The sequence below is a fragment of the Agrobacterium sp. ST15.13.015 genome (assembly GCF_027871645.1).
GTDB lineage: Bacteria > Pseudomonadota > Alphaproteobacteria > Rhizobiales > Rhizobiaceae > Agrobacterium > Agrobacterium leguminum.
In genome coordinates, this window is record NZ_JAQAHF010000003.1 from 1 (window position 1) to 23,840 (window position 23,840).

Consider the following 23,840-nt stretch of genomic DNA (forward strand, 5'->3'; position numbering starts at 1 on the left):
GTATGGCCAGCTTCGGTCCCGTCATTGCAAAAGCAATGGCGAAAGGTATCGAAGCCAAAAAGATGAAGTGTATTCTCTTATCCAAACGTGACCGTCAAAGTCTATTCCAGAAGTCCAAATCTCTTCAGACCCCGCAAGCTTCGCCGCCCACGTTTCTCTTTCTTCTCATATTCAATTGTCAAATAACAGACCGCATCAAGCAGTCACAAAATCAATCGCCCCAAAGCCATAAGCCCCGAAACCCAACAAGCAATCCGCTCATCAACTTGATTTCTTAAGAACGAAAGTCGCCGTCGCCAGCAGCGCCGCCGCCCTCGTTCAGTGAGCGGACTTATAAATCCACCCAACCAAACAAGTCAACACAGCAATATCAAAAAAAATCAGAAATGTGATATCTAACTGATTGTAAAAGGGAATTTGAAAATTATCGTATAAATTAACGACTTTTAACGGTTTTCCCGTCGGTGCCCGCCAAGCTTGATGGGACTTCCCCTATATAGGGGCTCGATATCGCAATAACAGGGGCGAAGGCCTTGCGGATGTCAGTCGGAAGACGGGCTGAAGCGGGCGACCAGCGCATGCGCATTGCCGGGATAGGTGAAGCGTACATAGGTGACAGCGCCCGAATTGCTCCAGGTACGGCGCTCCACGACGAGACACGCCTGCCTGTCAGAAATACCGAGCAGACGTGCGATCTCCTTCGACGGCGTTTCGGCGCTGATCCGGTGTTCGGCAGTGCTCCAGGGAACATGGCCGAGCAGCCAGGGGCCGGGCGCAATTTCGGTGAAGTCGGTTTCAGCCGCGTCCGGCACTGCCGTCAGACTGATGAGGCGCTGTTCGACACAGAATTCGCGTGCACCGGCGAAATGGATGCAGAGAATGTCGAGCAAGGGTGTCCCGACGGAAACGTCGAGCCGCTCACGATCAGCGCTTTTCGCGCTACGCCTTTCGCGCTTCAGTATTTTGAAGCCATAGTCGAGGCCAAGGGATTCGACCTCCGCCCCGATATCGTGAATTTGAAGAACGGCGGACTGGATCTGCGGCTGGCGAACGAAACTGCCGGATTTCTTGCGGCGTTCGATCAAACCGGCCTTGGCGAGCTGGCCCATGACCTTGTTCACGGTCATGCGCGAACAGTGATATTGATCGGCTAGGTCGACCTCGAAAGGCAACCGGTGGCCCGGCGGCCATTCTCCCGAAACGATCCGGCCCTCGATCTCAGTGAGGATACGCTGGTGCAGGGTCTGCCCGGCTGATGCTTTCGTCACGTCCGCAATGCCTTTCCCCGCTGGCTTTTTCCTGTTTCCGCCGAGCCCATATCAGCTATCGAGAAGTTCAGCCATGACCTTGTTGAAACGATCGGATATTTCGCGGCGGTGGATATGCCGGCCGGCCTGCACGCGCTTTTCGCCGCGCACCCAAACGGAATCGACAGAAATGCCGCCCGCGAATATCCACTGATCGAGAATCTGGGATGTCGGAAGATAAGAAACGGCCGAAACATCAAGAGAGACGAAATCGGCGCTTTTTCCATTTTCCAGACCATTTCGCGACGCCAGAGCCCTGCCGCCGCCCTCAAGAGCCTGCCGGAAGAGTTTTTCGCCCGTGGAATGGCCGGCATCGGCAATGACATTGCGTGCCCGATGCGAGAGGCGTTGCGAATATTCGAGCGTTCGCAATTCTTCCGGCACGGAAATCAGAATGTTGGAATCCGATCCGACGCCATAATGGCCGTTTTCAGCGAGAAACGCCGGAGCCGGAAAGATGCCGTCGCCGAGATTGGCTTCCGTGATAGGGCAAAGACCGGCAACAGCACCGCTTTTTGCCATGCCTCGCGTTTCGGTTTCCGTCATGTGCGTCGCATGAATAAGGCACCAGCGGCCATCGACCGGCGCGTTTTCAAGCAGCCATTCCACCGGTCTCGCACCGGAAAAGGCGAGCGAATCTTCCACTTCTTTCGTCTGTTCCGCCACATGAATATGGATCGGCCCGCCTTTTGCCAGCGGCTCGATGGCTGCCAGCTCGTCGCCGGTCACCGCACGCAGGCTGTGCGGCGCGATCCCGAGCGTGGCACCCGGCAGCCTGTCCACCACGGCCTGCGCGCCCTGCATCAGCTTTCCGTAACTGTCGAGCGAATGAATGAAACGCTTCTGCCCGTCGATTGGCGCCTGGCCGCCGAAACCGGAATGGGCATAAAAGACCGGCAACAAGGTGAGGCCGATACCCGTCTGCGAGGCGGCCGCGCCGATACGTTCGGCCATTTCGGCGATATTGCCGTAATGCGAGCCATCCCTGTCATTATGCAAATAGTGAAATTCTCCAACCCGCCCGAAACCGGCCTCGAGCATTTCCATATAAAGCTGGGCGGCAACCGCCTCGACATGGTCAGGCGTCATGGAGAGCGCGAATTTATACATGACGGTGCGCCAGCTCCAGAAACTGTCATCGCCGGGACCACGGATTTCGGCAAGCCCGGCCATGGCCCGCTGAAAGGCGTGGCTGTGAAGATTTGGCATGGCCGGGACGATGACGGCATGTCGCTCATCCTGCGGCTGCGGCGAAACACCGGTTTCCACGGATAAAATAGCACCTTCGTCGCAGACGATGCGAACACCCTTCGCCCATCCATCCGCCAGAAGCGCTGCGCCCGCGTGAATTGCCGTCATGCCACCCTCTCCTTTGGTCCTGTCCGGCAAGGCCATTTCAAACACGAAATTGCAGCTTGCCAAGCCGATTATTATGTATATACATTTAGCGCACAAAGGAAAGGCGAAAAGCAAATGCCAGGGAACAAATCTGCAAACGGAACGGCGACGGGGAACGCCACGGCTTTGTGGCGCAACGCCCGGCTGGCAACCTTCAATCCCGCCATGGAAGGCATCGGCGCTGTCGAAAATGCCGCCATTGCCGTGCGTAACGGCCGCATCGCCTTTGCCGGCCCCGAAATCGATCTGCCCGCCGATCTGGCAACGGCCGATGAGACCAATGATTGCGGCGGCCGCTGGATCACCCCTGCCCTGATCGACTGCCACACCCATCTTGTCTTCGGCGGCAACCGCGCCATGGAATTCGAGATGCGGCTGAATGGGGCGACCTATGAAGAGATCGCCAAGGCGGGCGGCGGCATTGTTTCTTCAGTGCGCGACACGCGCGCGCTTTCGGAAGATGCTCTGGTGGCGCAGGCTTTGCCGCGCCTCGACACGCTTCTTTCCGAAGGCGTTTCCACGGTCGAAATCAAATCCGGTTACGGTCTCGACATTGAAACCGAGCTGAAAATGCTGCGCGTCGCCCGCAGGCTCGAGACATTGCGGCCGGTGCGCATCGTCACCAGCTATCTCGCCGCGCATGCGACACCTGCAGACTATAAGGGGCGCAACGCCGATTATATTGGCGATGTCGTTCTGCCTGGGCTGGAAAAAGCCCATGCGGAAGGACTGGCGGATGCGGTTGACGGTTTTTGCGAAGGCATCGCCTTTTCCGTCGAGGAGATCGACCGGGTTTTCAAGGCTGCAAAACAATATGGCCTTCCGGTCAAACTGCATGCCGAGCAGCTTTCCAACCTTGGCGGTTCCGAGCTTGCGGCATCCTATAACGCGCTTTCGGCCGATCACCTCGAATATCTTGATGGGGCCGGTGCTAAGGCGCTGGCGAAAGCGGGAACCGTGGCCGTTTTTCTTCCCGGCGCTTTCTACGCGCTCAGGGAAAAACAATTGCCGCCGGTGCAGGCCCTGCGCGATGCCGGGGCCGACATTGCGCTGGCAACGGACTGCAACCCCGGCACTTCGCCGCTCACCTCCCTGCTGCTGACCATGAATATGGGCGCAACGCTTTTCCGCATGACCGTGGAAGAGTGCCTGACCGCGACGACACGCAACGCGGCAAAGGCGCTCGGCCTGCTTACGGAAACCGGCACGCTGGAGGCTGGAAAATCCGCTGATTTCGCCATCTGGGAGATCGAGCGTCCGGCAGAACTCGTCTACCGCATCGGTTTCAATCCGCTCCACGCCCGCATTTTCAAGGGACAGAAGGTTTGCCCATGACCATGAAGACCATCACGCTTCACCCCGGCAATGTGACCTTAGCCGATCTCGCCGCGATATATTGGGAGAACGGCAGCGCCAAACTCGACCGCAGCTTTGATGCAGGCATTGAAAAGGCGGCGGCCCGCATTGCGGAGATCGCTGCCGGCAATGCGCCGGTCTATGGCATCAATACCGGTTTCGGCAAACTCGCTTCCATCAAGATCGACGCGGCCGATGTGGCGACGCTGCAGCGCAATCTCATCCTGTCGCATTGCTGCGGGGTCGGCGCGCCGCTTCCTGAAAATGTCGTGCGGCTGATCATGGCGCTGAAGCTGGTTTCGCTCGGTCGCGGCGCATCCGGCGTGCGGCTGCAACTTGTGCGGCTGATCGAAGCCATGCTGGAGAAAGGCGTCATCCCCGTCATTCCCGAAAAGGGTTCGGTTGGGGCATCAGGTGATCTCGCGCCGCTTGCCCATATGGCGGCGGTGATGATGGGCGAAGGCGAAGCCTTTTATGCGGGCGCGCTTCTGCCGGCCAGCGAAGCGCTTGCGAAAGCCGGACTGACCCCGGTGGTGCTTGCCGCCAAGGAAGGGCTGGCGCTGATCAACGGCACGCAGACTTCGACGGCGCTGGCGCTTGCCGGTCTTTTCCGTGCCCATCGCGCAGCACAGGCGGCACTTATTACCGGTGCGCTTTCCACCGATGCCGCCATGGGCTCATCTGCACCTTTCCATCCCGATATTCACAGCCTGCGGGGTCATAAGGGCCAGATCGACGCGGGAGCGGCGCTTCGTAATCTGCTGGAGGGTTCGGAAATCCGCGTCAGCCATATCGAGGGCGATGAGCGGGTGCAGGATCCCTATTGCATTCGCTGCCAGCCGCAGGTGGATGGCGCCTGCCTCGATCTTCTGCGGCAGGTGGCCCGCACGCTGGAAATCGAAGCCAATGCCGTGACCGACAATCCGCTGGTGCTTTCAGACAATTCCGTCGTCTCCGGCGGCAATTTCCACGCCGAACCGGTGGCCTTTGCCGCCGACCAGACGGCGCTCGCCATTTGCGAGATCGGCGCAATCGCCCAGCGACGCGTGGCGCTGCTGGTCGATCCGGCCCTCTCCTATGGTCTGCCGGCCTTTCTTTCCAGGAAGCCCGGGCTGAATTCCGGCCTGATGATCGCGGAAGTCACCTCCGCCGCGCTGATGAGCGAGAACAAGCAGATGGCGCATCCGGCGTCGGTGGATTCCACGCCGACCTCCGCCAATCAGGAAGACCATGTCTCCATGGCCTGCCATGGCGCGCGCCGCCTGCTGCCGATGACGGACAATCTCTTCGCCATTCTCGGCATCGAGGCGCTTTCGGCCGTGCAGGGCGTGGAACTGCGCGGGCCGCTGAAAACGAGCCCCGAACTGCAAAAGGCGATTGCGGCGTTGCGCGCGGCGGTCCCTTCGCTGGAGGAAGACCGCTATATGGCGCCGGACCTGAAGGCTGCGGCGGAATTGATTGCCTCCGGCGCGCTGGTCGCGACGATTTCGGACGGCATTCTGCCGAAGCTGGAGGTTTGAGATGCGTGTCTTCGACGTCAAGGAAGGTTCATCGCCGATCATTCTCGGCTTGCCCCACACCGGCACGGATGTCCCGGCGGATATCTGGCAACGCCTGAACGATAACGGCAAGATTCTCGCCGATACGGACTGGCATATCCATGAGCTCTATGCCAGCCTTCTCGAAAGCGCGACAACCGTAAGGGCGACCTTCCATCGTTATGTGATCGACGCCAACCGCGATCCGGCCGGGGTAAGCCTTTATCCGGGCCAGAACACAACCGGGCTTGTTCCGGAGACCGATTTCGACGGCGAGCCGATCTGGAATGAAGGACAGGAACCCGCAGCGGACGATATCGCCTACCGTCTGGAAAACTTCCACGCGCCCTATCACGCGGCCCTTGCGGCGGAAATCGAGCGGGTCAAATCCATCCACGGCATCGCGATTCTCTATGATTGCCATTCGATCCGTTCGCATATTCCCTTCCTGTTCGAAGGCAAGCTGCCGGATTTCAACATCGGCACGGATATGGGCAAGACCTGCGATCCGACCATCGAGAAGATCGCCGTCGAGGTGACCGCCGCAGCGGACGGCTACGACAGCATTCTGAACGGTCGTTTCAAGGGCGGCTGGACGACGCGCCATTACGGAAAACCGCAGAGCGGCGTGCACGCCATTCAGATGGAGCTGGCGCAATCCACCCATCTTCAAAGCGAGACGCCGCCTTTTGCCTATGACACGGGCAAGGCCGAACGGCTTCGCTCTCATCTCAAAACCATTCTCACGCGCATGGAAAAATTTGCGCTCGACACGAAACGATAAGGGGAAAACACATGAACAATCCACGCCACAATATTCGCGATGTCCGCTCGCCGCAGGGCACTGACCTCAATGCCAAAAGCTGGATGACGGAAGCGCCGCTGCGCATGCTGATGAACAATCTCGACCCTGACGTGGCCGAGCGCCCGCATGAGCTGGTGGTTTATGGCGGCATCGGCCGCGCCGCCCGCACCTGGGACGATTTCGACCGCATCGTCGCGACGCTGAAGGATTTGAACGAGGACGAAACCCTCGTCGTTCAGTCCGGCAAGCCGGTCGGCGTGTTCCGCACCCACAAGGATGCGCCGCGCGTGCTGATCGCCAATTCCAACCTGGTGCCGCATTGGGCGAACTGGGATCATTTCAACGAGCTGGATAAGAAGGGCCTTGCCATGTACGGCCAGATGACGGCCGGTTCGTGGATCTATATCGGCACGCAGGGCATCGTGCAGGGCACCTATGAAACCTTCGTGGAAGCCGGCCGCCAGCATTATGACGGCAACCTGAAGGGCAAATGGATCCTGACCGGCGGTCTCGGCGGCATGGGTGGCGCACAGCCGCTGGCTGCCGTCATGGCCGGCGCCTGCTGCCTTGCCGTCGAATGCGATGAAACCCGCGTCGATTTCCGCCTGCGCACCCGTTATGTCGATGCGAAGGCGCATACGCTCGATGAGGCACTGGCCCTGATCGACCAGTGGACCAAGGCGGGCGAGGCGAAATCCGTCGGCCTGATCGGCAATGCGGCGGAAATCTTCCCGGAACTCGTCCGTCGTGGCGTTCGCCCCGATATCGTTACCGACCAGACCTCGGCGCACGATCCCGTCCATGGTTACCTTCCGGCCGGATGGACCGTTGCCGAATGGCGCGCCAAGCAGGAAAGCGACCCGAAGGCCGTTGCGGCTGCCGCTCGCGCCTCGATGAAGGTGCATGTGCAGGCCATGGTCGATTTCTGGAACGCCGGCGTTCCGACGCTCGATTACGGCAACAATATCCGCCAGGTCGCCAAGGATGAGGGCCTCGAAAACGCCTTCGCCTTTCCGGGCTTCGTGCCGGCCTATATCCGCCCGCTGTTTTGCCGCGGCATCGGCCCGTCCCGCTGGGCGGCCCTTTCCGGCGATCCGGAAGACATCTACAAGACCGACGCCAAGGTGAAGGAACTGCTGCCTGACAACAAGCACCTGCACAACTGGCTGGACATGGCGCGCGAGCGCATCGCTTTTCAGGGCCTGCCGGCGCGCATTTGCTGGGTCGGCCTTGGCGACCGCCACCGTCTCGGCCTCGCCTTCAACGAAATGGTGAGGAACGGTGAGCTGAAGGCGCCGATCGTCATCGGACGCGACCATCTGGATTCCGGCTCCGTCGCCTCGCCCAACCGCGAGACCGAGGCCATGAAGGATGGCTCGGACGCCGTTTCCGACTGGCCGCTCCTGAACGCGCTGCTCAACACCGCATCCGGCGCGACCTGGGTGTCGTTGCACCACGGCGGCGGCGTCGGCATGGGCTTCTCGCAACATTCCGGCATGGTCATCTGCGCCGATGGCACCGACGATGCCGCTCGCCGGCTGGAGCGCGTGCTGTGGAATGACCCGGCAACCGGCGTCATGCGCCATGCCGATGCCGGTTACGATATCGCCGTGGAATGCGCCAAGGAACAGGGCCTGCGCCTGCCCGGCATTCTCGGCAATTGATCCTCTTTCGGCCGGAAAGAGAAACACCTTTCCGGCCGATCCCTCTTAAAAGTGGAAAACCATGACCCTGCTGCGCGCAAGCGATTACAAGCGAATGCTCTGGAAAAACGGCGGCGGCGAAACGGTGGAAATCGCCATCTTTCCACCCGCCTCTTCCGTCGAGAATTTCGACTGGCGCATCAGCATGGCGACGGTGACGAGCGACGGGCCGTTTTCGATCTTCCCCGGCATAGACCGCACCCTCTCCATTCTTGAGGGAAACGGCATGGCGCTGGCAATTGCGGCGGGCGATCCGCTGTTGCTGACAATGGAAAGCCCACCCCTGCCCTTTCCGGCCGATGTTCCCGTGAATGCGACCCTACCCGATGGCGCGATCACCGATCTGAACGTCATGACCCGCCGCTCGCGCTTTCGTCATGTCGTTAAAAGACATTCCGGCCCGTTTTCGGGAAAAGCCGCCGGAAACACGACGCTTGTTCTGGCGCTCGACCCGCTGACGATTTCAACCGGTGAAGGCGAGAAACGATTGGGGAAGCTGGATGGTCTGCTGATCGAAGGCGGTTTACCGTTCACCGTCGAAGGAGATCGAAGCGAAAGCGCGTTTTTCCTGATCACCCTCGAGCGTCTCTGAAGCCTTCCGGAAAAGGCTTCACAAATTCCGTCCAGATAATGCTCAAACCGCTTCCGCCTCAGTCCAGGCCCAGCGGATCGGCCACCCGTGGCCAAAGCTCCAGGCTCGCCTTGCGATAGGGCGTTTTCGCCGGATCGGTCGGATAAGATGTCGGGGCCGCGATATAAACGATCTCGGAGGCAACCGGCGCAAACCCCGCATGAAAATGGTTGGTGGACTTGACCAGCAGCACGTCTTTTTTCGCGAAATCGACGTCGAGATTGGAAAAGATATCCGGCTCATAAGTTTGTGTGCGGCTGGTGATGAGGATGATATCGGTCTGCGTACCGAGCGGCCGGACGACGGCGGCACGGCCGAGCGTTACGCGGCTGTTGCGGAAACTCTGCCAGCCGGCCTCGGCCGTGCGCATCACCTTTATGCGGAAATCGAGCGGCTCGCCGCCTTCCGGGCTGGATTTGCCGCCGATGCGCAGATCGATCTCGGCCCCCTCGCCCGCCGCGTGACAGAAAGACACCGCAATCGGGTCCCAGATCGTCGCGACGGCGATATTGTCCATGCCGCGCTCCACCATGCGCCGCAGAATATGGGTGGCGTCACCGGCGACACCGCCGCCCGGATTGTCCCAGATATCCGATACGACGACCGGCCTGTCCGGATTGTTGCTGCGAATGGCAAGAACCTGGTCGAGACCGGATTCCGTATCCTGCATCGGCATGGCGGTCAGTTTCCGCATGGCATAAAGTTCATGGCCGAGCTTTTCGGCCAGCGCATCGCCCTTTGCCCTGTCATTATCGGTTACGACAACGATGCGCGTTCCCATATCCGGCACGTCACCCGCCATGAAACCGTGAATGACGGAAATCGACAGGATGCCATCCTTGCCTTCCATCGCCTTCAGCCGGTCGACGTAAGAGCGCATCGGCTCGCGGCTGGTGGGATAAATGGTGATCATGCGGCAATCGAAAGTGGAGATGACTGGCTTTATCTCCCCCCGAAGCGTGCGCAGCGCCATTTCCACGACATGCTCGCCGCGCTCTTCGAAATCCGTATGCGGAAACTCCAGAAACGTTGCCATAATATCGAGATTTTTGACCCGGAGCGCCGTCAGATGGCTGTGCGGATCGAATTCCGCCGCAACCAGCACATCCGGTCCGACCAATGCGCGGACGCGCGACAGGAAATCCCCTTCCGGATCGTCATAACCCTGTGCCACCATGGCGCCGTGCAGACCGAGCACCACGGCATCGACCGGCAGGGCGGCACTGAGTTCGGCGAGAATCGTATCCCGCAGCGTTTCATAGGTCTGGCGCTGGATAAGACCCGCCGGTTCCGCCCAGCAGGAGGTACCCTCTATTACCATGAACCCTTCCGCCTTGCCGCGACGGCGCAAGATCGGAACTGGCGACGAGCAGAGCGTCGGTGTTTCGGGATGCTCCCCTGGCCCGGCATAAAAAGCCGCGCGAAAGGCATCCATATCCGTCGGGACAGGTGAAAACGTGTTGGTTTCGGTGGCGAGTGACGCCGTGAAGATGCGCATGTCTCTAGATTCTCGTTACCGCAATCTGCCCTTCGGCAGCTTTATTTCAGGATTTAATTAGCCGGGTAATTTTACCAGACTGTACCGCGCGCCGCGACCTGCTCAACCCGCGTCACGACACCGTTTCGATGGAAAACCATCCTGTCGAAAAGATTGCTGACAACGCAGGTGTGGTTCGGAACGACCTTGACCACATCGCCGATTTCAGGCCGGCCCGAGGCGCAGCCGGATAGATCGACGACCGCATGTTCTTCCGAAAGCGAGATGATTTTCGCACCGTCATAGCCTTCGAGCAGCCCGTAATCGCTGAAACCCAGAAGATCCGAGGTCAGGGCCTTGGAGCCGCAATCCAGCACAGCCCGATCGGCTGTCGGTCGCGATACGACGGTGGCAAGAACATGCATGGCGAGATCGCCCGCTGTGCAATGTCCGGCGCGCAGCATGGCGCGATCATTATAAACATAGGTGCCGGCCCGATGTTCGGTGGCGGAAGGAACGAGATGCGCGGCGTAAAAATCCGGAGAACCGCCGCTGGATCGCACCGGGCAATCCATGCCCTTTGCCGCCAGCAATGCCATGGTCTCGCGAAGGAAATTTTCCACCGTCGCGGCGCCTCCCGGTGCCGGATAGGTCAAAATGCCCTTGAATGTGAGGCCCGGTGCCGCCGCGATCTTTGCCGCAAGCGCCAGTGCCGCTTCCGGCGTCTGCACACCGCAGCGCTTACCGCCCGTGTCGCATTCGATCAGTACGGCAAGCGGCCTTGCCGCATCGAATGTATCGGCAAGGCCGGCAATCGTGACCACGCTATCGGCAACCACGCTCAACCGGCCGATGCGCGCATTCAGCGCCTTCAGCCGCGACAGCTTTGCTGCACCGAGAATATTATAGGTAATCAGAATGTCATCAAAACCGGCATCCGCAAAAACCTCCGCCTCACTGACTTTCTGGCAATTAATGCCGATGGCACCGGCCTGAAGCTGCTGCTTTGCGACGGCGGGTATCTTGTGCGTCTTGATATGCGGCCGAAAGGCCTTGCCGTGGTCATCCAGATAAGATTGCGCCCTGAGGATATTGGCGGCGAGCCTGTCCTCGTCGATGACAGGCATCGGCGTCGAAATCGCATTGAGGGGTGTGCCCGCATCAGGCCAGGGATAGGTCATCATCTACTCTCAAACATCGGCAAATTGGGCTTCAGGTCAGCGGCTTATAGGCGATAACGTCCATTTCCACCTTGGCATCGACCATCAACGGAGATTGCACGGTGGAGCGTGCGGGCGGATGATCGATGAAATATTTCTGGAAGACAGCGTTAAAGCTCGAAAAATCCCGGGCATCGTCCAGCCAGACATTGACCTTGACCACATCCGCAAGCGTACAATCGGCAAGCGCCAGAACATCCTTGATATTCGCAACCACCTGCTCGGTCTGCGCCACGATTCCGCCGGTCACCACCTCGCCATCGACGGTCGGCACCTGCCCGGAAACATAAACGAAATCGCCGGCCCGGACGGCCTTGGCAAATGGTCGCCGCTGTCCACCAGCCTGATTGTCCGCCGCCTCATATCGTATCAGTTTCGGCTTTTGCATAAGTCCTCGCAAATTATTTTCATAATTTCAGAAATTTTCGCGATTTGTAGCCGATTTCATGGCGCATTTCCATAAGCAATGTAAATTATTTAGCAATCGGGCACATTACGTGCGAAATCCGCCGCCACGCTTTCTGCTGTTGATTACAGGGAAATATACGGCTTATGGTCGATATATGCCATGATTCAAGTAAGAACAGCGCGCTTATCCTGCGGTTCCCATCGGCATTCGCGCTGCGTTCCACTCGCCAATTGGGCATCCATGGAATTTCCAGCACATTATTCAGAGAACAAGTTTGCCGCGGCTAACCTCTTAGGACAGGTACTAGGCACGTCTGACTGCGGCCGGCCCTTCACCAGCTCATCCCCGTGCGGAAAGCCGATCGCTCGCTGTCACTCTGTCCGTGATCTCTTGCGCGATCTTCTGCGCCTGCACACGAATATCCGGAACGGCGGTAATTTCCCAGAAGCGGCCCGCCGTCAACGCACCGGCGGCGAAAAGACCGGGCCAGCTTCGTCCGTCAGTCCGCAGCAAACGAGACTGGCGATCGACTTCTACACCGAGCCCGAAGGGATCGAGCAAAATAACACCGTCCCCACGCATCGTTTCAAGAAGCCGCGAATGGCGGATGCCGGCCCGCTCCATTCCCGTGCAATTGACGACCCAATCGACCTGCAGCTCCTTCAATATCTGCGTATGCCTGCGGCGGTAACGCACGGCGATCCCCTCCTCCCCTTCTTCCATGGAGCGAAGGTAACCTGCATGAATTTCAAGAACACCATCTGAAAGCAACTTCCCGAAGGCGCGAGACACTTCCGGCGCGATACGGTGCCGATGGATGTTCCACCACGGCAAGGCATGCCGAAGGAACCGGCCGCGTTGCGCAGGTGTAAGACGTTGCCAAAGCGATTGGGTTTGCGGCCGCAAGCCATCCATGACCGTGCGCCATGGCGCACCATCGCGCACCTGCTTGCGCAGAGCGTGCAGCAACCAGCTAATCTCCGTCGAGCCTTCGGGTAAATTCGGCTCCACAGGCGGTGACGGAGGGCTGACATGCGGATGCGGCACCAGACCACGACGGGACAGGACATGGATTGGCCCTTGATGTCCTTTTCCCCGCAAAGTCAAAACCTGATCGATCATCGTCAGGCCCGACCCCAGAATACAAATGCGATCCCCGGCTTTGATTTTGGACAACCATCCCGGCTGCCAGCAGTGGCCAATGATACGTTGCGGCCCCTCTTCTTCCCTTGCGACAGTTTGCACCGGCAAACTCGCCGCGCCGACACCCAGACACAGAACGACATTCTGCGCGCGCAGCTGCTCACCATTTTCCAGCGCAAAAGAAAACCCGCCTGCACCATCCGGCCGACAGGCAGAAGCCTTGGCCCGAACGAAGTCCACCCGGGCCCGTTGCTCCCTGCTTCTGAGCAGGCCGGCCAACCTGTCGCGAAGATAAAGACCGTAATCACCGCGCGAGGCGAACAGCAGGGGATTGTCCGCGATCCCGTTTTCCGCCAACCAGTCGACAAAGTCATCAGGCTTGTCAGGGAAGACACTCATTCGCCCGGCCGGCACATTCAGACGATGATAGGGCAGCTCCGTGCGATAGGCGGTGCCGCGCCCGAAATCCGACTCATCGCCGACGATAGCGATAGAGGCTTCCGCGGGCAGTGACGATAGAAGATGGGCAGCGGTACAGATTGCCGAAAAACCCGACCCGACGAGAGCGACATCATAGGACATTCATTCCTCCAACCTGCGACAGCTTGAACAGCCAGACGACGGGTGCCGAACCCAATGATACTCTAGTCAACGAGTAGAGATTAAACAGATGCGAATGTCCACCCTTCACTTTCTGGCGCCGGGATTATCGGAGGCATAGAAGATCAAACCCAAAAGTTAGCCGCGGCAAACTTCCGCACGGGGGCGGATATTCGGGCACCAAACGACGCGACAATGCCCTTCTTTATGATCAACAACGAGAAGTTAGCCGCGGCTAACCGTCAAACGGTCACAAAAAGCAAATGTGATTCTTCCACAATGCTTTAGCGGCACTTTCCAACCTGAGAAAAAAGCCTATTGCGCCAAAAAGAGAATCGGCGCTTATATCTCAGTTGCGGAAAAAACCGCCTTTTTCGAAAAAAACCGCTACTGCAATTTCGAGCGAAAGAAGACCGATGACACAGAGTGCCGATTTAAGACGTGCCGCAGGAGCACCCGACCTGACGAGTCTTATACAACAGCATTCGGCTGCGTTGTCAGCCCAATTGCAGGCTCATAATGCAAATACATTTTCACCGCACACCGAAAAGAGCATGCGCCATTTTTCACCGGCGGAAACCGCACGGTTGATCGGCATCGGCGAAGCCTATCTTCGCCAGATCGCCGCCGAGCGTCCGGAGCTCGATGCGGCGCAGGCTTCCGGCCGTCGTTCCTATTCCGTCGAGGATATGGACGAGATCAGAAAATTCCTCGATCAGGGCGCGCGTGGCACACGCCGTTATCTGCCGCATCGCCGTGACGGTGAAGAGTTGCAGGTCATTGCGGTCATGAACTTCAAGGGCGGTTCGGGCAAAACCACGACATCTGCGCATCTGGCGCAATATCTGGCGCTGCGCGGTTACCGGGTACTTGCCATCGATCTCGATCCGCAGGCCAGTCTGTCCGCTCTCTTCGGTCATCAGCCGGAGATCGATGTCGGTCCGAATGAAACGCTTTACGGCGCGATCCGCTACGACGATGAACGCCGACCGATCGCGGAGATCGTTCGTGGTACCTATATTCCCAATCTCCATATCGTTCCGGGCAATCTGGAACTTATGGAATTCGAACACGACACGCCCCGCGCGCTGATGCGTCGCGCACCGGGAGATACCTTGTTTTTTGCCCGCATCGGCCAGGCAATAGCCCAGGCGCAGAACTTCTATGACGTTGTGGTCATCGATTGCCCGCCACAGCTCGGTTATCTGACACTTTCGGCGCTGACGGCTGCCACATCGGTTCTTGTCACCGTTCATCCGCAAATGCTCGATGTGATGTCGATGAACCAGTTCCTTGCCATGACCGGCGATCTTCTCGCTGAAATCGGCAGGGCGGGCGCGCGTTCCGACTACAACTGGATGCGTTACCTGATCACCCGTTTTGAACCGAGCGATGGGCCGCAAAACCAGATGGTCGCGTTCCTGCGCTCGATTTTCGGTGAAAACGTCCTCATCCACCCGATGCTGAAGAGCACGGCCGTCTCGGATGCCGGACTGACCAACCAGACACTTTTTGAAGTGGAAAGAACCCAGTTCACCCGGTCCACCTATGACCGCGCACTGGAAGCCATGAACAACGTAAACGCTGAAATCGAAGGACTGATTAAAAAAGCGTGGGGTAGGGCAGCATGAGCAGAAAACAGATTTTCGCCAATCTCGGTACGCCGGGCGCCGACAGCAACGAGGCTGCCACCGAGCGGTCGCGTCCGCGTATCCGGCCCATCCTCGGTTCTCCTGAACTCGTGACGGATGTTCTGAATTCCCCGGTCGGCATGATCGGCCAGTCGCTCAACGAAGTATCGGAACGCGCCAAGCGGGCAGAAGAGATCGAAAAGCAGCTCGCCGAAGGTCTTACGATCGTTTCGCTCAACCCTGCCGACATCGATCCCTCTTTCATACCGGATCGCATGCCAGCCTCGGAAGAGGCGGATGCTGGCCTGATAGAGGCCATTCGTGAACAGGGCCAGCAGGTTCCCATTCTGGTGCGCCCGCATCCCGAATTCCCCGGCCGTTATCAGGTCGCCTTCGGCCATCGTCGCCTGCGCGCCGTTTCCAGCCTCGGTATTCCGGTCAAGGCGGTCGTTCGTGATCTCAGCGACGAGCAGCTTGTCGTTGCCCAGGGACAGGAAAACAACGAGCGCCGCGACCTCACCTATATCGAAAAGGCGCGTTTTGCCCAGAAACTGCAAATGCGGTTTCCTCGCGATACGATCATGGCCGCCATGTCGCTGCACAAGGGCGATCTCTCCAACATGCTTTCGGTTGTCGGCCGTATTCCCGAAGATTTGGTCGATCTGATTGGCCCGGCCCCGACTGTCGGCCGTCGTAACTGGATGGATCTTGCCGATCAGCTTTCCTCCTCTCAGGTCAAGGAAGCAGCCCGCGCCTATGTCAAGGACGCATCGGTTGCCGCCCTGCCATCGGAAGAACGTTTCAAGTCGCTTCTGGATTTTCTGAAGCCCAAGGCGCAGGCGAAAAAAACCGGCGTCTGGTCATCGCAAACCGGCGGTCGACTGGCAAAGGTGGTCGAAAGCGACCGCAAGCTGGATATCTCCATCGACAAGAACGAAGCCCCGGAATTTGCCGAGTTCGTTCTCGAACATCTTCAGACGCTGTTTGCCGAATACCGGTCCAAGCAGTGATTTTTAACTCGAACGACTAACAGGAGACGCATCACAAAAGAAAAAAGCCCCCGAACGTTGCCGCGCGGAAGCCTTTCTTTGATTTAAGCACCCGAAGAATCTCATTTCCGCGAATCATAGTCAAGAGTCTTGGCATCGAATTTTTCGGTGAGCGATTTTCTTTTGCCTTGTGAAAGGTGAAAGACATGGACAGCACATGTGTAACGACGCCCTTTGGGCGGCGAGCGATGTCGTTTGGCGTCCTCGCAACCCAGTTTGCCGCGCAGAAAAACAAGAAAATCGAAGCGGTCGATAAATGGAAACTCTATCGTTCGGTCTGCGAAGCCAGGCCATTGCTCCGCGTGACTGATCGCTCGCTCGCGGTTCTGAACGCGCTTTTGAGTTTTTATCCGAAGAACGAGCTTTCCAGCGAAGCCGGATTGGTCGTCTTCCCGTCGAATACGCAATTGTCACTCAGGGCCCATGGCATGGCCGAGCAGACATTGCGCCGGCATCTTTCGGCTCTTGTCGAGGCCGGTCTTATAATTCGCAAGGACAGCCCGAACGGAAAACGATACGCCCGCAAGCACAGGGGAGGGGAAATCAGCGAGGCTTACGGTTTTTCGCTGGCGCCGCTTCTTGCCCGCAAAGCGGAAATCGAGGAACTGGCCGAACGCATCGTCAGCGAGCGGCTCGATCTTCAGCGGCTTCGTGAAAATATCAGCCTTAGCCGCCGCGATATCCAGAAACTCTGCGAGATGATTGCCGCAAGCGGAGAAGTCGAAACCTTCGAAGGGTTTCAGACCCGCTACAATGCCATTGCCCGCTCTCTCGGCCGCAATTCCAAGCCTGCGGAGCTTCGGGAAATCGCCGGATTTTTGGCCTCTTTGCGCGCGGAAGTGACCAACTATCTGGAAAATATTGAAAAATCGGAAAAAACGGGCGGCAATGACTGCCAAAATGAGCGCCTCATAAAGAATTCAGAATCCGAATCCATATCTGAACGGCAAGATTTGCGCGAACCGGCAACCGTTGCACCTGCCAGCACGGCAAGCACCCAGCCGGCATATGTGGCGCCCGTCAGTGCAAAAGCTTCGCCGCAGTCAGCAAAGCCTGTTCTTCATAAGCAATTTTTTGTTCCTGATATTGTTTTGGTTTTGAAGGCTTGCCCGGATATCTCGCTCTATGCCCCAGGCGGAGCGGTTACCGGATGGCGCGATCTTGAAGTGGCGACATCCGTCATCAAAACAATGTTCAACATCAGCCAGTCAGCGTATCAGGATGCCCTCCTCACATTCGGCCGACAGGGAACGGCAGCCATTCTCGCATGCCTTTTGCAGAAAGCGGACCAGATAAGCTCGCTCGGCGGATATCTGCGTAATCTGACCCGTAAGGCGCAGGAAGGCGGCTTCGATGTGCAGACAATGCTTCTGGCGCAGTTGCGAGGGCGTAAGGACACCATGGAGGCGAACATGCTTTCGTGAGTTCTCACGGGCCGCGCGAAATGGTCATCGCTTGCGGAAAAAGCAGACGGAAGTTACATTAACGCCGTTTCCGCAAGTAGAAAGAGATTCGCATGAGGGTGCTGTAGCAACAGTGCAGCCGGTGGATTTCTATGGTTAATGCAAAGTAATGAAAACTAAGTTCTATTTAGCTTTCGTTTGCGTTTTTCCCTGATTGGTTTCAATCGCTTGAGTCGAGGCTGTTTTTCGTCGAAATGGCGACGAGAAGAGCGGAAAAGTGCAATCTGTATGCAAGAAGCACGTGGCAAAACACGTGTTGGGTACTGAATGGAAGTCCATGCCCGAGCGCCACAAAACCGGGATATGGCCCCATCGGAAGTGACTGGACGGGGGATTGACAAAGCCCCGCGCCGAGGGCGGCGAAGTTGAACTTTCTACAAGGTCCTGCGTTTGGGCTTGATTGCTTGAACGGATGGCTGAGCTGATGAATTTTCCGGATGACATGGAACTGGCCGTCGCCCTCTACATGGCGGATAACGCCTTGCCGCGGGAAAGGGCTATCGAAAAGCTCCTGAGAGCGGAGCTCGAAAACACTGGCCATCTGCCCGGTGGTGAAGGTCGACCGCCGGAGATTGTCGGTGGGCAACCGAGCGCCGACTATGTTCAATATAGCTCCTACCTTGATGGGGATCGCTGACGAGCGGCGGAACCAAAGCGGGCGAGGGCTGTTTATGGCGCAACCAATTGTGCCAGGATATGCGTCCCATGTTTCCAAGATCATTTATTCTCTCAGCCGCACTCACCGCGATGGCGAGCCTGCCTGCAATTGCCCAGCCTCTCGAGGTCAGCACGCTTGCGGTTTCCAGCGCCGACAGCATTCCACTTTCGCCCAAGGCTGCGACCCCGAACTACATTACCGACGTCTCTGGGAAGAAAGTCCGTCTGGTTGGGCCGCGCTTTTATCCCGACAATGCGCGGGCGCTGGAGTTTCCCGGCCGAAGGTCGAACCCCGTTGTATCGGGGAGCGAAGAGGCTTTGTCGCAACGGTGAGGGGGCGTGGTGAGAAGACCGGTCGAAATCTTGCGGCGGAGGTGGAATGAGAACCGGGGGTGAGCTTCAAGAACGCAAAGCGGATGCGGAAAGCTGGATAAGGCAGGAGGGCCAGGACGCCGGCAAGGCCAGCTTCCCCGAACTGTTCTTCGATCTGGTTTTTGTTTTCGCGCTGATCCAACTCTCCCACGCTCTGGCCAAGGATTTTGGGCCGACGGCTGCGCTTGAGGCTGGCATCCTGATATTGTCGCTCTGGTGGCTATGGATACACACCACCTGGATCACAAACCTGCTGAACACGGAAAAGGAGCCAGTCAGGATCCTGCTGTTCGTGCTGATGTTCGGCGGCGTTCTGCTGGCCATCGCGCTGCCGGAGGCTTTTGCGGAACAGGGCCTCGTCTTCGCCCTGATCTACAGCGTGATGCAGGTCGGTCGAAGCCTGTTCGCCCTCTATGCGTTCAGGGGTGAAGACCGGCAGTCTTATCTGGTCTTCGTGCGCGTGACGATCTGGCTCGTGGTATCGAGCCTGTTCTGGCTGGCCGGTGGGCTCGTCGATCTGGCCGATCGCATTCTCCTGTGGGGCATCGCACTTGCAATTGAATATGCCGGCCCCGCCTGCCGTTATGTCGTGCCGGGCGTAGCCTCGAGCGACGAGGACAGGCTGCATCTTTCCGGCGAGCATCTGGCGGAGCGATGTGCGCTCTTCGTCATCATCTGCCTTGGCGAAACGATCCTGACCACGGGACGCACGGCCACCGAATATATGAATTCGGGCCTGACGTTTATCGTCTTCTGCTCCGCTTTCGTCAGTACCGTGGCGATGTGGTGGATTTATTTCCATCACGGGCAGGAAGAGGCGTCGAGAAAAGCCGAGAATGCCGAAGAAAAGGCGAAGATCGCCCATAATCTTTTTAACTACGGGCATTTGCCCATCGTGGCGGGTATCATCCTGACGGCGGTGGGTGAAGATTTCAGCCTCTCCCATGCGCGGGATGGCGCAACGATGCGTGAGGCGCTCGCCATTCTCGGCGGTCCGGTCCTGTTTCTGGCCGGCAATATCGGCGTCAAGATCGCCGCCGCCTATCAGCGACCGGTTTCGCATTTTGCCGGCGTGGCGGCGCTCTGCCTGCTTTTGCCGGTGCCGGGTATTCCGCTTTTCGTGCTGCAACTGGTGAGCACGGCAATTCTTCTGCTTGTCGCCCTTTGGGAATATCTGGCGCTGAAAAGGGCGGTCGCCAATGCCTGATCGCTGATCAGGCGTTGACCAGATTGCGCGCCCTGTCGTTCCAGAGCCGAAGGCTGCGGGCATAGGCTTCCTCGAAGGGCAGCGCCATATCGTTGACCAGCATCAGCGCGATGGCTGCCGTCGAGATGATAATGGTTTCTGCCCTTTCGTCCCTTGCGGCACCCGTCCATACCGCCCGCCAATATTCGAAGGTTGTGAACATGGTCGGCATTTCGGCGGGCGGCGTTTCGCGTGCAGGAACGATGAATTCCACATCCCTGCCCTTCGAAAGACCGAAAATCCGGGTGCTGCGAAACGGCGTGAATTGCGCAAAATCCCGCGTATTGCCGAGAATGGCGAGGTTTTCCACCGAAAGCAGTCGCGCCGTGTCCCGATGAAGTTCCTGATAGGACGGGCGGGCGACGCCGATGATCGTGCTTCTGGCGCGAAGCGGATTGAGAAGATGCACGACCGTGTTGAGCGGCAGGCGCATCTCCAGAATGCCGTACAGGCCGAGCAGGCTTTGAAACTGCAGGGACAGACCACCGATCGGCAGGTAGGCGATGCGCTCCGAGGCTGTGGCTTTCGCCGCCTGCGAAAGCGAGTGGCAAAGGGGAATGCCGCAGGCCTGTGCTGCAAGTTCAAGCTTGCCGCCGTTTTCTCCCTGCCCCACATGCCCGTGCAGCAGGACGCTGTATCCCGCCATGGCGACAAGACGCGCGGAATGGAGGAACCACGGCGCATCGCGATGTTTCGGCGACATATAAGCGGGCCAGTCGAGATCCGCCGATGCAGGAGCTTGCTGATCCCTCTCTATATGTCGCCACATGGCTTCGATGAAACCGGCAAGCTCCGCCGCGGTCACGCCGCGATAATTCATGGTTGCAAGCAGCGCGCCTATCTGTATCGGGTCGGCATCGCCATCGAGAATGATAGAGAGCGCGTCCATCGCTTCCACATGGCTGAGCGGGCGGCTGTTGCCGATGCCCATCGCGCAGGTTGCGATGTATTTGGCAAGCCTCTGCTGCGGATCGGCATTGTGGCCGATGCGCGCAAGACGGTCGGCGATGTTTTCCGGTGTTGGCTGACCTTCCAGAAGAACGCTGGGGCGAAGCGAAAGCGGCGGCGCCTTCATCAGCACGGGCCGCTCCCAGCCGCTTGCACTGGCGTTGGCCGGGGCGGCGGGTTTTTCCTGCGAATAGTCGATCAGGTTCTCGGCCTCCGCCGCCAGCGAGCGAATTCGCAGCCGCATGTTTTCAGCAAAGGGGGTGGGACGCAGGCCCTGACCGGTGCGCAGAAAAAGCTGGTCGCCGTATCTTTCGCGCAGCTGCTGCAAGATGCGGCTCATGGAAGATGTCGGCAGTCCCATGCCCGCCGCCGCGCGGCTGACGCTGCCTTCCCGCAACAACGCATCGAAAGCGACAAGTAGTTTCAGCTGCCCAAGCCTGTCGGGCTTTGTCGTGGAGGCTGGTTCATCTTTTCTCTTGCCGGTTGTCATCTTGCGATTTTTTTACTCCACCGCTTGTCCGGGGAGCCCTTTTTGCAATTTCTGGAATTTAGAACTGTTCGAAAACAAACGCGTTGCGCCCGCACCCCCTCCTAAATAAGTGGGGTTAAATTCTCAAGTTAAATGCGGGGGCATAACATGGAATTGAAGTACCGCGGCCGCGAAAAGTCCGCGACGATAATAAAGGCCGGTCTTTCGGCAGCAATGGCGGGAACGGCCCTTAGCATTGCTCTGCCCGTTTTTGCGCAGCAGGCGTCTGAGGGGAACACGGTTCTTCAGCAGATCGTCGTCACCGCATCCGGTTTCGAGCAGAATGTGAAGGACGCTCCGGCCAGCATCACGGTTGTGACGCGGGAAGATCTGGAAAAGGGGTCCTATCGCGATCTGACCGATGCCCTGCGGGAAGTTCAGGGCGTATCCGTCACCGGCATTGCCAATGAAAAGGATATTTTCATTCGCGGTCTGCCCGGTGCTTACACGCTGGTTCTGGTTGACGGCAAGCGGCAGAGCACGCGCGATGCCCGCACCAACGGCAATTCCGGCTTCGAACAGAGTTTCGTGCCGCCGGTTTCGGCGATCGAGCGCATCGAAGTGGTGCGCGGGCCGATGTCCTCGCTTTATGGTTCGGATGCCATGGGCGGTGTCATCAACATCATCACCCGCAAGGTCGGCGATGTCTGGTCAGGTTCCGTCACCACCGAAGGCACGGTTCAGCAGCATTCCAAATTCGGCAATAGCGGCCAGGTCTCCTGGTACGCCAACGGACCGATCCTGAAGGACCAGCTCGGTCTGCAGCTCTGGGGCAGGGGTTTCACACGCGGCGAAGACCGTATTCTGAGCGGCACCACGGGCGCCAAGGAATATGATTTCAACGGTCGTCTGACGTTTACGCCGAACGAGGATCACGACATCTATCTCGAAGGCGGCAAGACGCGGCTGCGCCGCAGCGCCGAGCCCGGCGACACGCTGGCGGCAACCGACGCCAACGGCACCTACAATACCAACACGCGCGACCATTGGTCATTGTCGCATACCGGCCGCTGGGGGCCGACCACATCCGAATTCTCGTTCCAGCAGGAATGGGCGGAGCGTACCAACTTCACCAGAAATATCCGCACCGGCCGCGTGACAGAAAACCCGCGCTCGCCGGAAGTGCGCAACACCGTTCTCGATGGCAAGTTCACGACGCCGTTCGAATTGTTCGGCAACCACACGCTGGTCACAGGCGGACAATATTTCGAGGCGCGGCTGACCGACCAGAACCCGGGACGCCGCACCGGCCGCGACGAGACATTTTCGGCGACGCAATGGGCGCTCTTCCTTGAGGATGAATGGCGCATTGTCGATAATTTTGCGCTGACGGGCGGTCTTCGTCTCGATAATCACGAGAAATACGGCAATCATTTCAGCCCGCGCCTTTATGGCGTCTGGAGCGCGACCGAGGAACTGACCATCAAGGGCGGCATCTCTACCGGTTTCCGCGCCCCGGAAATCCGCCAGATCGCACCGGGTTACGCCTATACGACGGGTGGTGGCGGTTGCACCTATGGCCCGAGCGGCACCTGCGGCGTGATCATCGGCGATCCTAGCCTCGAAGCGGAAAAGAGCACGAGCTATGAAGTGGCTGCGCTTTGGGACAATGGCGACGTCGCTCTCGGCGCTACCTATTTCTATACCGATTTCAAGGACAAGATTTCCAACGCGCTGGTGCTCAATCCGGATGGAACGCCTGCCCGCTGGAGCGAAGACCGCAACTATCGTCTCTGGTACAATTACAACATCGATGATGCGGTCATTCAGGGCGTGGAACTGACGGCGACATGGTATGCGACGCCGGACCTGACGCTGCGCGGCAACTATACCTATACCCATTCCGAACAGAAAACCGGCGATTATGAAGGCTTCCCGCTGGCGCGCACGCCGGAACATATGGCCAATCTGCGCGGCGACTGGGTGACCCCAATCGACGGTCTGGAAGCCTGGGCCTCGCTGAATTACCACGGATCGGAAATCAATGCCGGCCCACGCATCGGCACCAACGGCACGCCTGTGACGATCAACGGCAAGGCCGGGCGTAAATATGACGCCTACACGACCCTCGATATCGGCGCGAAATATGCGGTTGCCGAAAATGTCGATCTCAATGCCGCCATTTATAATGTCTTCGACAAGGATGTCGGCACCGACGATTTCAACACCGTCATGGAAGGCCGCCATTTCTGGATCAGCATGACAGCGAAGTTCTGATCCGTGGCCACATTCACGAAATTTGGAGGCGCCTTTGGGCGCCTCTTTTTTTGGGCTATCGCCTATTGACCTCAACTATGGTTGAGGAATTATACCGGCTGCTCTTCACTATGTTTCCGCGTTTTCCGAGCGGAAATCGTT

At 58.5% G+C, this 23,840-nt stretch carries 20 protein-coding genes; 13 read left to right on the forward strand and 7 right to left on the reverse strand.

The window, feature by feature from the left end:
• Positions 1 to 278 (forward strand): hypothetical protein (locus tag PIB16_RS05275; protein ID WP_271045128.1); only part of this gene is annotated, 278 nt, incomplete at its 5' end.
• A 264-nt stretch (positions 279 to 542) separates the two neighbouring features.
• On the opposite strand, the gene hutC is transcribed toward PIB16_RS05275, so the two are convergent.
• Together hutC and PIB16_RS05285 are read right to left on the reverse strand one after the other, a co-directional pair.
• Complete coding sequence (hutC, locus tag PIB16_RS05280; RefSeq protein WP_065656685.1) at positions 543 to 1,268, reverse strand: histidine utilization repressor; 726 nt, start codon at positions 1,266 to 1,268, stop codon at positions 543 to 545.
• Between the two features lie 51 nt (positions 1,269 to 1,319).
• Positions 1,320 to 2,666: a formimidoylglutamate deiminase gene (locus tag PIB16_RS05285; protein ID WP_065656684.1), complete on the reverse strand. Its 1,347-nt coding sequence runs from the start codon at positions 2,664 to 2,666 to the stop codon at positions 1,320 to 1,322.
• Positions 2,667 to 2,780: 114 nt separating this feature from the next.
• Between PIB16_RS05285 and hutI the strand changes: the two genes are divergently transcribed.
• The 5 genes from hutI to PIB16_RS05310 all read left to right on the forward strand — a co-directional run bounded on the left by hutI (position 2,781) and on the right by PIB16_RS05310 (position 8,699).
• Positions 2,781 to 4,040 carry an imidazolonepropionase gene (hutI, locus tag PIB16_RS05290; protein ID WP_065656683.1) on the forward strand — a complete coding sequence of 420 codons (1,260 nt, stop codon included), beginning with the start codon at positions 2,781 to 2,783 and terminating at the stop codon, positions 4,038 to 4,040.
• Positions 4,037 to 5,581: a histidine ammonia-lyase gene (gene hutH, locus PIB16_RS05295; RefSeq protein ID WP_065656682.1), complete on the forward strand. Its 1,545-nt coding sequence runs from the start codon at positions 4,037 to 4,039 to the stop codon at positions 5,579 to 5,581. Before hutI ends, hutH begins: the two co-directional genes overlap by 4 nt.
• 1 nt (position 5,582) lies before the next feature.
• Positions 5,583 to 6,383, forward strand: a complete 801-nt coding sequence (gene hutG, locus PIB16_RS05300) for an N-formylglutamate deformylase (RefSeq protein WP_065656681.1) — start codon at positions 5,583 to 5,585, stop codon at positions 6,381 to 6,383.
• A gap of 11 nt (positions 6,384 to 6,394) precedes the next feature.
• The gene (hutU, locus tag PIB16_RS05305) at positions 6,395 to 8,068 is read left to right on the forward strand and encodes a urocanate hydratase (RefSeq protein ID WP_271045129.1); all 1,674 of its coding nucleotides are present in this window, start codon (positions 6,395 to 6,397) and stop codon (positions 8,066 to 8,068) included.
• Positions 8,069 to 8,129: 61 nt separating this feature from the next.
• Positions 8,130 to 8,699: a HutD/Ves family protein gene (locus PIB16_RS05310; RefSeq protein WP_065656679.1), complete on the forward strand. Its 570-nt coding sequence runs from the start codon at positions 8,130 to 8,132 to the stop codon at positions 8,697 to 8,699.
• Positions 8,700 to 8,757: 58 nt separating this feature from the next.
• Here PIB16_RS05310 and PIB16_RS05315 read toward each other — a convergent pair whose 3' ends face one another.
• The 4 genes from PIB16_RS05315 to PIB16_RS05330 all read right to left on the reverse strand — a co-directional run bounded on the left by PIB16_RS05315 (position 8,758) and on the right by PIB16_RS05330 (position 13,569).
• Positions 8,758 to 10,236 (reverse strand): M81 family metallopeptidase, encoded by a 1,479-nt coding sequence (locus PIB16_RS05315; RefSeq protein WP_065656678.1) that lies wholly within the window; start codon positions 10,234 to 10,236, stop codon positions 8,758 to 8,760.
• A 71-nt stretch (positions 10,237 to 10,307) separates the two neighbouring features.
• The gene (locus PIB16_RS05320) at positions 10,308 to 11,396 is read right to left on the reverse strand and encodes a D-TA family PLP-dependent enzyme (RefSeq protein ID WP_271045301.1); all 1,089 of its coding nucleotides are present in this window, start codon (positions 11,394 to 11,396) and stop codon (positions 10,308 to 10,310) included.
• A 31-nt stretch (positions 11,397 to 11,427) separates the two neighbouring features.
• The gene (locus PIB16_RS05325) at positions 11,428 to 11,823 is read right to left on the reverse strand and encodes a RidA family protein (protein ID WP_065656677.1); all 396 of its coding nucleotides are present in this window, start codon (positions 11,821 to 11,823) and stop codon (positions 11,428 to 11,430) included.
• A gap of 360 nt (positions 11,824 to 12,183) precedes the next feature.
• On the reverse strand, positions 12,184 to 13,569 hold the full coding sequence (locus tag PIB16_RS05330; RefSeq protein WP_065656676.1) for an FAD/NAD(P)-binding protein: 1,386 nt from the start codon (positions 13,567 to 13,569) through the stop codon (positions 12,184 to 12,186).
• A gap of 434 nt (positions 13,570 to 14,003) precedes the next feature.
• On the opposite strand from PIB16_RS05330, the gene repA reads away from it, so the two are divergent.
• The 6 genes from repA (at position 14,004) to PIB16_RS05360 (ending at position 19,966) form a co-directional block, all read left to right on the forward strand.
• Entirely contained in the window at positions 14,004 to 15,218 is a 1,215-nt protein-coding gene (repA, locus tag PIB16_RS05335; RefSeq protein ID WP_026363408.1) for a plasmid partitioning protein RepA, read from the forward strand.
• Complete coding sequence (repB, locus tag PIB16_RS05340) at positions 15,215 to 16,228, forward strand: plasmid partitioning protein RepB (RefSeq protein ID WP_065656675.1); 1,014 nt, start codon at positions 15,215 to 15,217, stop codon at positions 16,226 to 16,228. Before repA ends, repB begins: the two co-directional genes overlap by 4 nt.
• 185 nt (positions 16,229 to 16,413) lie before the next feature.
• Positions 16,414 to 17,691, forward strand: coding sequence for a plasmid replication protein RepC (gene repC / locus PIB16_RS05345; RefSeq protein ID WP_081307944.1), 1,278 nt, complete (start codon positions 16,414 to 16,416; stop codon positions 17,689 to 17,691).
• 463 nt (positions 17,692 to 18,154) lie between these two features.
• Positions 18,155 to 18,367 (forward strand): hypothetical protein, encoded by a 213-nt coding sequence (locus PIB16_RS05350; RefSeq protein WP_065656707.1) that lies wholly within the window; start codon positions 18,155 to 18,157, stop codon positions 18,365 to 18,367.
• Positions 18,368 to 18,435: 68 nt separating this feature from the next.
• Complete coding sequence (locus tag PIB16_RS05355; RefSeq protein WP_065656673.1) at positions 18,436 to 18,720, forward strand: hypothetical protein; 285 nt, start codon at positions 18,436 to 18,438, stop codon at positions 18,718 to 18,720.
• Positions 18,721 to 18,766: 46 nt separating this feature from the next.
• On the forward strand, positions 18,767 to 19,966 hold the full coding sequence (locus PIB16_RS05360) for a low temperature requirement protein A (RefSeq protein WP_065656672.1): 1,200 nt from the start codon (positions 18,767 to 18,769) through the stop codon (positions 19,964 to 19,966).
• A 7-nt stretch (positions 19,967 to 19,973) separates the two neighbouring features.
• Here the strand turns inward: PIB16_RS05360 and PIB16_RS05365 are convergent, their stop codons facing one another.
• Positions 19,974 to 21,443, reverse strand: a complete 1,470-nt coding sequence (locus PIB16_RS05365; protein WP_065656671.1) for a glycosyl transferase family protein — start codon at positions 21,441 to 21,443, stop codon at positions 19,974 to 19,976.
• A 147-nt stretch (positions 21,444 to 21,590) separates the two neighbouring features.
• Between PIB16_RS05365 and PIB16_RS05370 the strand changes: the two genes are divergently transcribed.
• Positions 21,591 to 23,699 (forward strand): TonB-dependent receptor plug domain-containing protein, encoded by a 2,109-nt coding sequence (locus PIB16_RS05370; RefSeq protein ID WP_065656670.1) that lies wholly within the window; start codon positions 21,591 to 21,593, stop codon positions 23,697 to 23,699.
• Positions 23,700 to 23,840 lie beyond the last annotated feature (141 nt).